This is a genomic window from Micromonospora sp. HM134 (assembly GCF_007833915.1).
GTDB lineage: Bacteria > Actinomycetota > Actinomycetes > Mycobacteriales > Micromonosporaceae > Micromonospora > Micromonospora wenchangensis.
The window spans coordinates 6,801,918-6,815,664 of the sequence record NZ_CP041061.1; the positions used below are offsets into that span (position 1 = coordinate 6,801,918).

Genomic DNA, 13,747 nt, shown 5'->3' on the forward strand with positions numbered 1-13,747 from the left:
CGGGGAGGATTTGCGATGAGCAGACTGCACGCCACGAAGGACTTCTGGTTGGGAGCGCTCCGGGTCGACGGCCCGGCGTTCGCCGCGGCCGTCGCCGAGGCCCCGCCGGAGACACCCGTGCTGTCCTGCCCGGGGTGGACGGTGTCCGACCTCACCGTGCACCTGGCCGGCCTCTACCACTGGGTGCACTCCGTCGCCGGCGCCGGGGACACCGCGCAGCCGGCGAGCCGCGACGACACCATCGACCTGCCCGCCGGGTTGACGCCGCTCCAGCTCTGGCAGCACGAGTACGACCGGCTGATGACCCTCTTCGACGCGCTCGACCCGGAGGCCCCGGCGTGGAACTGGGCGCCGCAGCCGAAGAAGGCCGGGTTCTGGCCGCGGCGGATGGCGCACGAGACGGCGGTGCACCGGTGGGACGCCCAGCTCGCCATCGCCGCCGGTGACCCGATCGAGGCGAAGCTCGCCGCCGACGGGGTCGGCGAGGTGCTGGACACCTGGCTGCCGGCGGGCCGGCGCAGCGGTTCGGGGCAGTGGCAGGGGGTGGTGCACCTGACCGCCAGCGACGCCGCACAGGACTGGTACCTGCGGATGCGTGGTGAGGGGGTGGCGCTGCTGGACACCGCGACGGTGTTCGGGCACGACGACCACCACGCCCGGGTGCAGGTCACCGGTTCGGCGAGCGACCTGCTGCTGGCGCTGTGGGGCCGGGTCAGCTTCGACACCCTCGGCGTGGCCGGGGACCGTTCCCTGTTGGCGGGTCTGCGGGTGGGCTGACCTCCCGCGCGCCGCCGCGACCGCGTTCCACGAGCGGCCGTCCCCAGCCGGGGGCGGCCGCTCGCGCGTGTCCGGGCTCGCCGCGATCCTTGAGAGAGCGCTCTCTTGACAGGAGTCGATCGACCCACCACCCTGTCGTGAGAGCGCTCTCTCGCTGAGATCGAGTCCGGGCCGCCGCCTCCGCGGCCCGCGCATACGCCGTACCACCCCACCACCGACCTGAGAGGGGTCCGACCCAGATGGGTGTCTTTTCCCGCCGCCGCCTCACGGCGATCGCCCTGGTCACCGTCACCGCATTGCTCGGCACCACCGCCTGCGGCGGCGACGACGAGGCCGCCGACGGCGGCCCGGTCACGCTGACCGTCGACGTGTTCGGCCAGTTCGGCTACGAGAAGCTCTACCGGGAGTACGAGTCCAGCCACCCCGGCATCAAGATCGTGGAGCGGGGCACCGGCGGCAACCTCGACGAGTACTCCCCCAAGCTCACCCAGTGGCTCGCCGCCGGCAAGGGTGCCGGTGACGTGGTCGCCATCGAGGAGGGGCTGCTGGTCGAGTACAAGGCCAACCCGCAGAACTTCGTCAACCTGCTCGACCACGGCGCCGCCGAACTCAAGGGCAACTTCCTGGAGTGGAAGTGGAACGGCGGGCTGACCGCCGACGGCAAGCAGCTCATCGGCCTCGGCACCGACGTCGGCGGGATGGCGATCTGCTACCGCAAGGACCTCTTCGCCGCCGCCGGCCTGCCCACCGACCGGGACGCCGTGTCCAAGCTCTGGCCCACCTGGCAGGACTACGTGCGGGTCGGCGAGCAGTTCAAGGCGAAGAACACCGGCGCGGCCTTCCTGGACGCCGCCACCAACACCTTCAACACCATCCTGTTGCAGACCGCCGGCAACACCACCGGCTACAGCTACTACGACACCGCCGACAAACTGGTGGTCGACAGCAACCCGGCGGTACGCCAGGCGTACGACACCACCGTCGACATCATCGACTCCGGCCTCTCCGGCCGGTACGGGGCCTGGTCCGAGGAGTGGGTCTCCGCGTTCAAGCAGGCCAAGTTCGCGACCATCGCCTGCCCGGCCTGGATGACCGGGGTGATCGAGGGCAACGCCGGCCCGGATGCCAAGGGCAAGTGGGACATCGCCCAGGTGCCCGGCAGCGGCGGCAACTGGGGCGGCTCCTACCTGGCGGTGCCCAGGCAGAGCCGGCACCAGGCCGAGGCGATCGAGCTGGCCAAGTTCCTGACCAGCGCCAAGGGCCAGATCGGCGCGTTCCAGGAGAAGGGGCCGCTGCCGTCGTCCCCGCAGGCGCTGGACGACCCGGCGATCGTCAACTCGACCAACGCGTACTTCTCCGACGCCCCGGTCGGCAAGATCTTCGCCGCCGGCGCGAAGAGCCTCAAGCCGGTCTACATGGGCCCCAAGAACCAGGCCGTCCGCACCGAGGTGGAGAACGCCGTGCGCACCGTCGAGCTGGGCCAGCGCAATCCCGCCCAGGGCTGGACCGACGCCACCACCAACGCCCGCAAGGCCGCCGCCAAGTAACCCGTCCGGGGTGGGGTCGCGGGCCCACGCCGCGACCCCGCCCCCGACGGGCGGGCAGGTGCAGGCAGGGACAGAGAGGAAGCGCACGGGAGATGGTTGTTCAGGTCGACGGTCCGCCGCCGGTGGCGGTACGGACCCGGAGCAGACGGCCGGAGCGGGAGCACCGGTGGGCCCGGCTCGACGTCAGGTACTCGCCCTACCTGTACGTGACGCCGTTCTTCCTGCTGTTCGCGGTCTTCGGGCTCTATCCGCTGGCGTACACGTTCTGGGTGTCGCTGCACGACTGGGACCTGCTGGGAGTGGACCCGGCCTTCGTCGGCGCGCAGAACTACACCCAGCTGATGGCCGACGCCGACTTCTGGAACTCGGTGGTGAACACCCTCGGCATCTTCGTCCTCTCCACGGTGCCGCAACTGCTCGCCGCCCTCTGGCTGGCCAACCTGCTCAACCGCCGGCTGCGGGCGCGGACCACCTGGCGGATGGCGGTGCTGGTGCCCAACGTCACCTCGACGGCGGCGGTGGCGATCGTCTTCGCGGTGCTGTTCGGTCGCGAGTTCGGCATGATCAACTGGCTGCTCGACCTGGTCGGCGTCGACGCGATCGACTGGAAGGCGAACCGGTTCGCCGCCTGGACCGCCATCTCCGCCATGGTCGACTGGCGGTGGACCGGCTACAACGCGCTGATCTTCCTGGCCGCGATGCAGGCCATCCCCCGCGACCTGTACGAGTCCGCCTCGATCGACGGGGCCGGCCGGGCCCGCCAGTTCTGGTCGATCACCGTGCCGCTGCTCAAACCCACGATCATCTTCGCGGTGATCATCTCCACCATCGGTGGGCTGCAACTGTTCACCGAGCCCCGGCTGTTCAACTCCGGCACCAACGCGATCCGGGGCGGGCCGCTGCGCGAATCCCAGACGATGACCATGTACATGTTCGAGAACGCCTTCGCCCCGCACTACAACTTCGGCTACGGCTCGGCCGTCGCCTGGCTGCTCTTCGCCCTGATCGCGGTGGTCGCGGCGATCAACGTACTGATCCTGCGCCGGCTCGGCGGCGGCGCCCGCAAGGGGGACCGATGACCCGCATCTGGTCGGCCGGCCGGCTCACCTACCCGGCGCTGACGCTCACCGCCCTGCTGTCGATCTTCCCGATCTACTGGATGTTCGTGGTCGCCAGCCGCAGCAGCGACGCGATGGGCCAGGTGCCGCCACCGCTCACCCCCGGCGGCAACCTCGGCGCGAACATCACCCGGCTGTTCGCCAACCCCGACGCGCACTTCCTCACCGGCCTGGTCAACTCGACGATCGTCGCGGTCAGCGTCACCTTCTCGGTGGTGCTCTTCTCCACCCTCGCCGGGTTCGCGTTCGCCAAGCTGCGGTTCCGGGGCCGCAACGCCCTGCTCATGGTCATCGTCGCCACCATGATGGTGCCCACCCAGCTCGGGGTCATCCCGCTGTACCTGCTGATGACCAAGCTGAACTGGAACGACCGGCTGCCGGCGGTGATCGTCCCCGCCCTGGTCACCGGATTCGGCGTGTTCATGATGCGCCAGTACGCGGCCCAGGCGGTCAGCACCGAGCTGATCGAGGCGGCCCGGGTCGACGGCTGCCACACGCTGCGGATCTACTGGAACGTGGTGCTGCCCGCGCTGCGCCCGGCCGCCGCCGTCCTCGGCCTGCTCACGTTCATGACGACCTGGAACGACTTCCTGTGGCCGTACGCTGTGCTCAACGACCCGGAGAACCCGACCGTGCAGCTGTCGTTGCGGGCCCTCTCCGACGGTTACTACCAGGACATGTCGCAGGTGTTCACCGGCACGGCGATCGCGACGCTGCCGCTGCTGCTGGTGTTCGTCGTGTTCGGCCGCCAGATCATCGGCGGCATCATGGAAGGTGCGGTCAAGGCGTGAGCGCGAGGAGTGAGCCGGGTTTGCGAGCCCCGCAGCCGCGAACGAAGGAGAGCCCCGCGTGAGCGCGAGGAGTGAGCCGGGTTTGCGAGCCCCGCAGCCGCGAACGAAGGAGAAAACCGCGTGAGCGAGCTTCGATTTCCCGAGAACTTCGTGTGGGGCGCGGCGACCGCCGCGTACCAGATCGAGGGCGCGGCCCGCGACGACGGTCGCGGCGAGTCCATCTGGGACACCTTCAGCCGTACGCCGGGCAGGGTGTTCGCCGGCCACACCGGTGACGTCGCCTGCGACCACTACCACCGGTACGCCGGCGACGTGGCGCTGATGGCCGAGCTGGGGCTGGCCGCGTACCGGTTCTCGGTGGCCTGGCCCCGGATCAGGCCGGACGGCACCGGCCCGGTCAACCCGCGCGGCCTGGACTTCTACGACCGGTTGACCGACGCGCTGCTCGGCCGGGGCATCGACCCGATCGTCACGCTCTACCACTGGGACCTGCCGCAGACGTTGCAGGACCGGGGCGGCTGGGCCAGCCGGGAGACCGCCGAGCACTTCGCCGACTACGCCCTGGCGGTGCACGCCCGGCTCGGTGACCGTATCCGCACCTGGACGACGCTCAACGAGCCGTGGTGCTCGGCGTACCTCGGGTACGGCAACGGGGTGCACGCCCCCGGCGAGCGGGACGCCGGGGCGGCGTTCCGGGCCGTACACCATCTGCTGCTGGGGCACGGCCTGGCGGCGCGGGCGCTGCGGGCGGCCGGCGCGCGGACGGTCGGGATCACCCTCAACCCGGCGGACGTCGCGCCGGCCGACCCGGCCAGCGCCGCCGACGCCGCCGCGGTACGTCTCGTCGACGGCCTCCAGAACCGGATCTTCCTGGACCCGCTGACCGGGGCCGGCTACCCGGCCGACGTGCTCGAACACGTGGCCCGGATGGTGCAGCCCACGTTCGTCCGGGACGGCGACGAGAAGATCATCGCCGCGCCGCTGGACCTGCTCGGGATCAACTACTACTCACCCACCTACGTCGCGGGCCGCCCGGACGGGGCTGGCAGCAGCGCCTACCCGGGCACCGAGGGGGCGGTGGAGTTCCTGCCCGCCACCGGCCCGGTGTCCGACATGGGCTGGCAGATCGAGCCGGCCGGGTTGACCCGGCTGCTGGTGCGGATCGCCACCGACTACCCGGGGCTGCCGCTGATGATCACCGAGAACGGTGGCGCGTTCCCGGACGACAGCGGCACCGCCGACGGGGGCGCGGCGGGCCGGATCGACGACGCCGACCGGATCGCCTACCTGGACGGGCACCTGCGGGCCGCGCACGAGGCCATCTCCCGCGGAGTCGACCTGCGCGGCTATCTCGTATGGTCGTTGCTGGACAACTTCGAGTGGGCCGAGGGCTATCGGAAGCGGTTCGGGATCGTCCACGTCGACTATCTGAACCAGCGGCGCACCCCGAAGTCGAGCGCCCGGTGGTACCAGGAGGTGATCTCCCGGAACGGGCTGTGACGAAGTGGTGGGAGCGGGTATGACGGCGGCACAACGGCCCACCCTGGAGGCGGTCGCCCGGCAGGCCGGGGTGTCCCGGGCGACGGTCTCCCGGGTGGTGAACGGCTCCACCACGGTCGCCGAACCGATCCAGGAGGCGGTCCGCCGGGCGGTGGCCGAGCTGGGGTACGTGCCGAACCTGGCCGCCCGCAGCCTGGTCACCCAGCGGACCGACTCGGTCGCCCTGGTGCTGCCGGAGGCGGCCACCCGGGTCTTCTCCGACGACCAGGTCTTCCCCGGGCTCATCCGGGGCGCGGCCCAGGAGTTGGAGGCGGCCGACAAGCAGCTGGTGCTGATGCTGGCCGGTTCGCCCGCCGGGCACGACCGGGTCACCCGCTACACCACCGGCCGGCACGTCGACGGGGTGCTGTTCGCCTCGCTGCACGGGGAGGACCCGCTGCCCGGCCGGCTCGCCCGGCTGGGCATCCCGGTGGTGTGCAGCGGCCGGCCACTGGACGCCGCCGACGTCCCCTACATCGACGTGGACCACGTCGGTGGGGTCGCCACGGCGACCCGCTACCTGATCGACAACGGTCGCCGCCGGATCGCCACCATCGCCGGCCCGCAGGACATGGTCGCCGGCATCGAACGGCTCGCCGGCTACCGGGACACCGTGGTCGCCGCCGGCCTGCCCGAGCTGATCGAGTACGGCGACTTCACCCGCGAGTCGGGCACCATCGCGATGCGTCGGCTGCTCGCCGCGTACCCCGATCTGGACGCGGTCTTCGCCGCCTCCGACCTGATGGCGCACGCCGCCCTGCGGGCGCTGCACGAGGCGGGCCGGCGGGTGCCGGACGACGTCGCGGTGATCGGCTTCGACGACATCGAGACGGCCGCCTACACCGAGCCGCCGCTGACCACCGTGCGCCAGCCGATCGTCGAGCTGGGCCGGAAGATGACCCGCCTGCTGCTGGCCCTGGCCGACGGCGCGGAGGTGGAGCGGGCGGTGGTGCTGCCGACGGAGCTGGTGATCAGGCAGTCCGCCTGATCCGCCCCGTCCCCGTCCCCGTCCGCCGCGCTCCCTGCCCGCCGCGCTGCCACCCCGCCGTTCCGAGCACCGCACCCGACGCTGACCATCGACAACCCCGTCACTCTCAGCGATTTTGCGTCGACCCCATACTTCTCCTGTTCAGCCGCTTTGCTCTGCTGCCATCCGCGCGACAGGCACCTAGCGTGACCAGGCTGACGCGACGGCCGTCGAACGCAAGTTACAGAACAGCAGCTCAGGCTCCTGTCGCCTCCATGGCAGCAGAGCAAAGGAAGCGAGGGTGACATGGTGGGGGTGGACCCGAGAACACGGAGAGTGAAAACGGTCACGCCAGGGCAGTGTCACTCAGAGCGACGGGCAGGGCAGATCCGAAAAGCCGTGGCCGGCGACACCGGCCCGTGCCTACGCTCGCGGGCATGCCTGACGCTGCCGCACCACCACCCGCGCCGACCGGCACCACCGAGCCGACCGGCACCACCCAGCAGCGCCGGCCCCCTGTCCCGCCCGCCCACGATTACTCCGCCGGGCCACTCAGCGGACCGGCGGCGGGGTGGCACATCCGCACCGCCCGGCCGGACGACGCGCCAGGGGTGGTGGCGCTGCGGTCGCTGGTCCATCCGTACCTGGTGCGGGGCGTCGCGTCGACCCGGCAGATGATCGCCCAACCGCCGCCCGAGGAGGACTGGACGGCCTGGGTGGCCGAGGCGGACGGCCGGATCGTCGGCTGGGCCTCGGCCCACCGGAACGCGCACACCTCCGTGCCGGACTTCGGGGACGTCTCCACCCTGCACGTGCACCCGGAGCACCGGGGCCGGGGCGTCGGCACCGCGCTACTCACCGCCGCGCTGGACCACCTGGCCGCGCTGCGGGTCCGCCGGGTACGCACCTGGGTGCAGACCGACTCGCTGTCGTACGCCCGCGGGCACGGGTTCACCCCCAGCCGGGAGCTGCGCTACTCGGCGCTCGACCTGCGCCCGGCCCCGCCGATGCCCGAGCCGCCCGCCGGGGTACGGCTGCTCCCGCTCGCCGGGCTCGACCCGTACCGGGTCCACCTCCTCGACGCCGCCGCCGCGACGGGCGAGCCGGGCGACGTGCCGGTGGACGCGACCAGCTACTCGCTGTGGCGGTCGGAGTGCTGGGACAACCCGGGACTGGACCGGGACGCCGGCACGGTCGCCGAGATCGACGGCAGGCTGGTCGCGCTGAGCCTGGTCAAGCGGGACGGCGACCGGATGTGGTCCGACTTCACCGCGACCCGGCCGGAGTACCGGGGTCGGGGGCTGGCCCGGCTGACCAAGCAGGCCGCGCTGCACCGGGCCGCCGGTCGCGGGGTACGCACGGCCTACACCTCCAACGACGAGGCCAACGCGCCGATGCTGGCGGTCAACACCCGCCTCGGCTACCGGCCGGTGGCCTCCGCCTGGTCCTGCCTGCGCGACCTGCCCTGACAGCAGGCCCGGCCGGGCCGTCGGGCCACCGGACAGCGGCGGGTCAGTTCTCCTCGATGTGCTGGCCCAGCGACCGGCGGGCGAGCAGCGCCGCCCCGGCGACGGCGGCCGGCATCACCAGCACCGCACCGAGCGGGATCAGGAAGCACAGGAAGACCGCCACCCCGAAGCCGAGCGAGGTGGCCCGGTCCGCCTTCAGCCGGACCCGCCGGTCCGGCAGCCGCAGCCCTCGCCGGGAGAACGGCGCGCCGACCAGCTCCACGGCGAGCAGCCAGCCGCCCACCGCCGCCCCGACCACCGGCACCACGGTCTGCCCGACCACCGGGATGAAACCGGCCAGGAACAGCGGGATGCCGAACAGCACCGAGAGCCCGACCAGTCGCAACGAGTCGACGACGCTGCGCCGCAGCGACGCCCCGAACGGCACCTCAACCGCGCCCGGGGTGCCGCCCAGGCGATCCTCCACCCGCTCGGAGATCTTCTCGTAGAACGGGTCGCCGATGACCAGGGTGACCGCGGTGAACCCGACCACGGTGAGCAACCCGCCCAGCCCGAGGAAGGCCAGCCCGGCGATCACCCGGACCAGGCTGCGTGGGGTGTCCGACCAGTCGTCGGCGAACGGGGTCACCCACGCCGCCAGCTCGTCCACGAAGTAGACCAGGGTGGCGAACGCGGCGACGAAGAGCACGGCGGACAGCAACGCCGGCACCACGCCCAGCAGCATCAACCCCGGGCTGCGGACGTACAGGCCGAGGCCACGCAGGAGCAGGCCCACGCCGCCGAAGAAGCGACGGGCGGCACCGGTCACGGGCGCGGCGATCGTACGGGGTCCGTTCACGACCGCAGAGCCTATCGGCCGGGGGCCACCGCCACCGGACACCCGGTGGTGCCGGCCGACGGGTCGGGCCGGCAGGATGCAGGGGTGCGGGCGTCCCGGTTGATCTCCCTGGTGCTGCTGTTGCAGTCGCGGGAGACGATGACCGCCGCCGAACTCTCCCGGGAGCTGGAGGTGTCCGAGCGGACCGTCTACCGGGACGTGCTGGCGCTCTCCGCCGCCGGGGTGCCGGTCTACGCCGACCGGGGGCGGGCCGGCGGGTACCGGTTGCTCGGCGGCTACCGGACCCGGCTGACCGGGTTGACCCGCGACGAGGCGGAGGCGCTCTTCCTCGCCGGGCTGCCCGGCCCCGCCGGGGACCTGGGGCTGGCCGACGCGGTGGCGTCCGCCGAGCTGAAGGTGCTCGCCGCGTTGCCGCCGAGCCTGCGCGACGCCCCCGCCCGCACCGGGCGACGGTTCCATCTGGACGTGCCCGGCTGGTTCCGGGAGTCCACCCCGCCCCGCTGGCTGACCGAGCTGGCCCGCGCGGTGTGGCGGGACGGGGTGGTGGTGCTGCGGTACCGGCGCGGCGAACGGGAGGTGACCCGCCGGATCGAGCCGTACGGGCTGGTGCTCAAGAGCGGCACCTGGTATCTCGTCGGCCGGGTCGGTGACGCGATGCGTACCTACCGGGTGGACCGGGTGGTCGACGTCGTGCCCGACCCGGCGACGTTCGTCCGGGACGACGGTTTCGACCTGGGCGGCTACTGGCGGGAGCAGGCCGAGGCGTTCCTGCGGGGCATGCTCGCCGAGCGGGTCACCGTCCGGGTCAGCCCCGTCGGCCTGCGCCGGCTGCGGTTCCTCGCCGACACCCCCTTCGCGTACGAGGAGGCGCTGGCCTCGGTCGGCGCACCCGACGGGCAGGGCTGGGTGGTGACCCGGCTGCCCGTCGAGTCCGTCGAGGTGGCGTACCCGCAACTGCTCGGCCTCGGCCCGGAGGTGGAGGTGCTCGACCCACCGGAACTGCGCGCCCGCCTGGTCGACGCGGCGGCCCGCTCAGCCGCCCTCTACGGCGTCACCTCCGTACCCCCTGATCAGCGGTAGCCGGTGGGGTCGGCGGGCTTGTCCGCCTCGACCACCTCGCTGAGGTAGCGGAACGCGTCCGGTCGGCTGCCGTCGACGTCGGTGAAGCCGTACACCTGGGCCAGTTCGCCGGCCGAGACGGACGCCTGGTTCCAGCGGGCCCGGTCGTCGTCGGCGGCCAGGGCGGCGACCGCCCGCCCGACGAAGGCCGGCGTCTCCGAGATGAGGAAGTGCGGGTCCTTCGCCGCGCCGTCGCGCCACGTCTCCTCGGTCACCCCGAAGTGCTCCAGCATCGCCTCGGACCGGATCCAGCCGGGGGTGAGTGCCACCGCCGTGCACCCGTGCGGCGTCAGCTCGTGCCCCCAGCTGTACGCGAGCCGGGTCACCGACACCTTCGCCAGGTCGTAGAAGACCGACAGCCGGTAGTGCGTGTCGTTGTACGCCCGGGTGCCGTCGCCGATCTCGACGACCAGCCCGCCGGGGCGGCGGATCAGCAGCGGCAGCGCGAAGTGGCTGGTGACGATGTGGGTGTCCACCGCCAGCCGCAGGGTGTGGAACCCGGCTTCCAGCGGCTGCTCCCAGACCGGCTTCTCCCAGGTGATCAGGGGGTCGGCACCCCAGATGTCGTTGACCAGCACGTCGAGCCGGCCCTGTTCGGCGTCGATCCGGGCCACCAGGTCGCGGACCTGGTCGGGCACCAGGTGGTCGACCCGTACCGCGATGCCGGTGCCACCGGCGGCGGTGACCAGCTCGGCGGTCTCCTCGATGGTCTCGGGACGGTCCAGCTCGGAGCGGCCGGCCCGGCTGCTGCGGCCGGTGGCGTAGACCGTCGCCCCGGCCGCGCCGAGCTGGATCGCGATCTGCCGGCCCGCGCCCCGCGTCGCGCCGGCCACCAGCGCGACCTTTCCGTCCAACGGTGTCGTCGTCATACCGTCGAGGGTGGCAGTGATACCTGACAACCGAAGTCCGGTTTCGGATGCCGGTTCGGTCCGGCATGCTCCCGGCATGCACCTGCTGCTCTCCGGGATCGTCGGCTCGGTCGCCTACGGGCTGGCCGGCCCTGGCTCCGACGGCTGCTACGAGACCCGCACCGAAACCGGTGACCGCCTGATCGCCATCCGGTCGGCTAGCGCACCGCGCGTCCGCGACGCCTACCTCGGGTACGCGAGCCAGCAGTTCCGCAAGCTGACCACCCGCGACGCGACGGTGGGCGGCCGACGCTGCTCGGCGAAGCACGCCCGGCACCTGGCCCGGCTGCTGCACCAGGGACGCACCCTCTACGCCACCGGCCGTCTGGAGATCCGGCTGGCGGACCCGCAGTGGTTCCGGGCGTTCGGCGAGCGGGTCGTGGGCGGCGCGCTGGCCGAGGCGCAGGCACTGGTCGCCGAGGCGGAGCGGGACTTCGACCGGCTCCGCACCCCGCTGCCCGACCGGCCCGACGAGGCCACCGTGGAACGCTGGCTGCGCGACGTCCGCGCCGCCCACCTGCCGGCGGCGGACGCCGACGCTAGTCGTTGAGGAAGGTGGAGATCCGGTCCCGCAGGTCGGCGCGGTCGGTCCAGGCGAACCCGGGACGGTCGTAGACGTGCAGGGTCGCCTGCGGCAGCGCGTCGGCCAGCTCGGCGGCGATGTGGGTGGGGTGCAGGTCGTCGCCGACGCAGCCGATCACCAGGGCCGGCGCGGTCACCGCGGCGAGGGCGGCGAGGGCGGCCAGCGGGGACTGCTCCGGCAGGTCGGCCAGGCCGGTGGCGAGCCCGTCGCGGAGCAACTGGTCGAGCCGCTGCCGCAGGTAGGCCCAGCCGGCCGGGGTGTTGCGGACCGACGGCGGCAGCTCCAGGGCGACCACGTCCGCCACGGCCGAGGCGTCGCCGCCGGACACCGCCTCCAGCAGGTCGGCCAGCCGCTGCTGGGCGATCGGGCCACGCGGCCGGTCGAGGACGGCCGGGAGCAGGAAGACCAGCTTCTCGAACCGGTCCGGGCTCTCGGCGAGCAGCCGGCACAGCGCGCCCGCGCCGAGGCTGGCCCCGAACGCCCGGGTGGCACCGCTGAGATCCGCCACCGCCCGCAGGTCGCGGGCCAGGTCGAGGTAGCTCCACGGGCCGGGCGGCGCGTCGGAGCGGCCGTGCCCCCGGAACTGGAAGAAGACCCGGCGACCGGCGACCGCGCTGCCGAACGGGCGGGTGGTGGCGATGCCGTTGCCGAACCCGTGCGCGAACACGGTGACCGGGTCACCGACGCCGGTGACCAGCCGTTCCAGCTGCACGTCGTGCGGGGTGGCGACCAGCTCGGTCTCCGGCTCCGGCAGGGCGGGTCGCCCGGTACGCGGCGCCCCCGGCCCCGGGCCCCAGGTGCGGGGTCCGCCGTCCGGTGGTGGCGGCCAGCGGAAACCCCTCACCAGAACCCTTTGCCGTCGTGCAGGTCGCGCAGCCCCACCCGGACGTCGAGCAGGTAGATCAGGCCGGCCGCGATGCCGATCAGCCCGAAGATGCTCAGCGCGCCGAAACCGAGCAGGGTGAGCAGCATGCAGACGGCCAGGATGGCGATCCAGCCACCCTTGGGGAGGGTCCCGATCGCCGGGAAGGCGTCCGAGCGCTGGGTGAACGCGTGCACCAGCGAGATGCCCTGCACCGCCAGTGCGAACACGAGCAGGACCAGGTCGATCACGTAGACGAGGTGGAACACGAAGATCGGCGCGGCGATGGCCATGTCGGCCAGCATATGCCGACGGCCCCGGAAACGTCCGTCAGGACGCCCCCGGGGCCGGTGCCGGTGACGGTCACTCGGCGGCCGGGCGGGTCCGCTTCGTGGTCTTCGGCTTCGCCGTCGTACCGGTCGCGGTCGACCCGGTCGCCGCCGGCTTGGTGGCCTTGGCGGCCTTGGTCACCCGGGTCCGGGTGGCCTTGGCGGCGGCCGGCTTGGCCTCGACGACCTCGGCCACGTCCGCCGGGGTCGGCGTCTGGTCGGCGGCCACGCCCGCCGGGCGGGTGGTCACGGTGTCCGCCGGGCCGGTCGTGGTGTCCGGCGTGGTCCCGGTCCGCACGGTGGCGTCGGTGGCCTCGATGTCGGCGTTGACGGTGTCGGCGGCCTCCAGCACCCCGGCACCGACCACCCGCTCGCCCCGGGCGATCAGCGCGCCGTAGGCGGCCAGCGCGCGCTCCTGGGCCGCCTGAGCCCCGGCGACCACGACGGCGGCGTTGCGGGTGGCGGCACCGCGCAGCCGGTCCAGGTCCAGTTCGGCCCGGAGCTTGTCCAGGTCGAGTTCGGCGCGGAGCTTGTCCAGGTTCAGCTCGGTCGGGGCGACCCGCTCACGCAGACCGGTGGCGGTCAGGTTGGCGGTACGGAAGGTCTCGGTGGCCTTCTGCCGCAGCTCGACCGAGGTGACGACGGCCCGGCCGCCCAGTTCGGCGACGACCCTGGTGCCGTCGGCGACGACCCGGTTGCCCAGCTCGGTCGCCACGGTGGGCAGCTTGCGCAGTTGCTGGTAGGCCAGCTCGCCGGCGCCGGCGGCGGCGTAGAGCGGGGCAGGGATGCGGTTGGTCTTCGGCTGGGTCATGACAACTCCTCCTCGGCCGCTCCGGCGGCCCTGCTGGTGCTGGTCGTGGGTGCGGCATCCGCCCTGCCGGCGCGGGTGCCGGTGGCGGG

General features: G+C 72.8%; 14 protein-coding genes. 9 read left to right on the plus strand and 5 right to left on the minus strand.

Annotated features, from left to right (window positions below):
- Positions 1-15 precede the first annotated feature (15 nt).
- From FJK98_RS29590 to FJK98_RS29620, 7 genes are all read left to right on the plus strand, one after another.
- On the plus strand, positions 16-777 hold the full coding sequence (locus FJK98_RS29590; protein ID WP_145921849.1) for a maleylpyruvate isomerase family mycothiol-dependent enzyme: 762 nt from the start codon (positions 16-18) through the stop codon (positions 775-777).
- Positions 778-1,016: 239 nt separating this feature from the next.
- On the plus strand, positions 1,017-2,324 hold the full coding sequence (locus FJK98_RS29595; protein ID WP_145921850.1) for an ABC transporter substrate-binding protein: 1,308 nt from the start codon (positions 1,017-1,019) through the stop codon (positions 2,322-2,324).
- A 92-nt stretch (positions 2,325-2,416) separates the two neighbouring features.
- On the plus strand, positions 2,417-3,403 hold the full coding sequence (locus FJK98_RS29600) for a carbohydrate ABC transporter permease (RefSeq protein ID WP_145921851.1): 987 nt from the start codon (positions 2,417-2,419) through the stop codon (positions 3,401-3,403).
- The gene (locus FJK98_RS29605; RefSeq protein WP_088646087.1) at positions 3,400-4,233 is read left to right on the plus strand and encodes a carbohydrate ABC transporter permease; all 834 of its coding nucleotides are present in this window, start codon (positions 3,400-3,402) and stop codon (positions 4,231-4,233) included. The genes FJK98_RS29600 and FJK98_RS29605 overlap by 4 nt, the downstream gene beginning before the upstream one ends.
- A gap of 120 nt (positions 4,234-4,353) precedes the next feature.
- Positions 4,354-5,733 (plus strand): GH1 family beta-glucosidase, encoded by a 1,380-nt coding sequence (locus FJK98_RS29610; RefSeq protein WP_145921852.1) that lies wholly within the window; start codon positions 4,354-4,356, stop codon positions 5,731-5,733.
- A 19-nt stretch (positions 5,734-5,752) separates the two neighbouring features.
- Positions 5,753-6,760 carry a LacI family DNA-binding transcriptional regulator gene (locus FJK98_RS29615; protein ID WP_145921853.1) on the plus strand — a complete coding sequence of 336 codons (1,008 nt, stop codon included), beginning with the start codon at positions 5,753-5,755 and terminating at the stop codon, positions 6,758-6,760.
- Positions 6,761-7,176: 416 nt separating this feature from the next.
- A complete protein-coding gene (locus tag FJK98_RS29620) occupies positions 7,177-8,208 on the plus strand; it encodes a GNAT family N-acetyltransferase (RefSeq protein ID WP_145921854.1) in 1,032 nt (343 codons plus the stop codon).
- Positions 8,209-8,251: 43 nt separating this feature from the next.
- Here the strand turns inward: FJK98_RS29620 and FJK98_RS29625 are convergent, their stop codons facing one another.
- Positions 8,252-9,046, minus strand: a complete 795-nt coding sequence (locus FJK98_RS29625) for an EI24 domain-containing protein (protein WP_145921855.1) — start codon at positions 9,044-9,046, stop codon at positions 8,252-8,254.
- A gap of 84 nt (positions 9,047-9,130) precedes the next feature.
- Here FJK98_RS29625 and FJK98_RS29630 point away from each other — a divergent pair, with 84 nt between their 5' ends.
- Positions 9,131-10,126, plus strand: coding sequence for a YafY family protein (locus FJK98_RS29630; protein ID WP_145921856.1), 996 nt, complete (start codon positions 9,131-9,133; stop codon positions 10,124-10,126).
- Here FJK98_RS29630 and FJK98_RS29635 read toward each other — a convergent pair.
- Entirely contained in the window at positions 10,117-11,034 is a 918-nt protein-coding gene (locus FJK98_RS29635; RefSeq protein ID WP_145921857.1) for an SDR family oxidoreductase, read from the minus strand. The genes FJK98_RS29630 and FJK98_RS29635 overlap by 10 nt on opposite strands.
- A gap of 76 nt (positions 11,035-11,110) precedes the next feature.
- Here FJK98_RS29635 and FJK98_RS29640 point away from each other — a divergent pair, with 76 nt between their 5' ends.
- The gene (locus FJK98_RS29640; protein WP_145921858.1) at positions 11,111-11,623 is read left to right on the plus strand and encodes a hypothetical protein; all 513 of its coding nucleotides are present in this window, start codon (positions 11,111-11,113) and stop codon (positions 11,621-11,623) included.
- Here the strand turns inward: FJK98_RS29640 and FJK98_RS29645 are convergent.
- The 3 genes from FJK98_RS29645 to FJK98_RS29655 all read right to left on the minus strand — a co-directional run bounded on the left by FJK98_RS29645 (position 11,613) and on the right by FJK98_RS29655 (position 13,658).
- Complete coding sequence (locus tag FJK98_RS29645; protein ID WP_145921859.1) at positions 11,613-12,500, minus strand: alpha/beta fold hydrolase; 888 nt, start codon at positions 12,498-12,500, stop codon at positions 11,613-11,615. The genes FJK98_RS29640 and FJK98_RS29645 overlap by 11 nt on opposite strands.
- Positions 12,497-12,811 carry a DUF2516 family protein gene (locus tag FJK98_RS29650; RefSeq protein ID WP_088643267.1) on the minus strand — a complete coding sequence of 105 codons (315 nt, stop codon included), beginning with the start codon at positions 12,809-12,811 and terminating at the stop codon, positions 12,497-12,499. The genes FJK98_RS29645 and FJK98_RS29650 overlap by 4 nt, the downstream gene beginning before the upstream one ends.
- A gap of 70 nt (positions 12,812-12,881) precedes the next feature.
- The gene (locus FJK98_RS29655) at positions 12,882-13,658 is read right to left on the minus strand and encodes a hypothetical protein (protein ID WP_145921860.1); all 777 of its coding nucleotides are present in this window, start codon (positions 13,656-13,658) and stop codon (positions 12,882-12,884) included.
- Between the last annotated feature and the right edge of the window lie 89 nt (positions 13,659-13,747).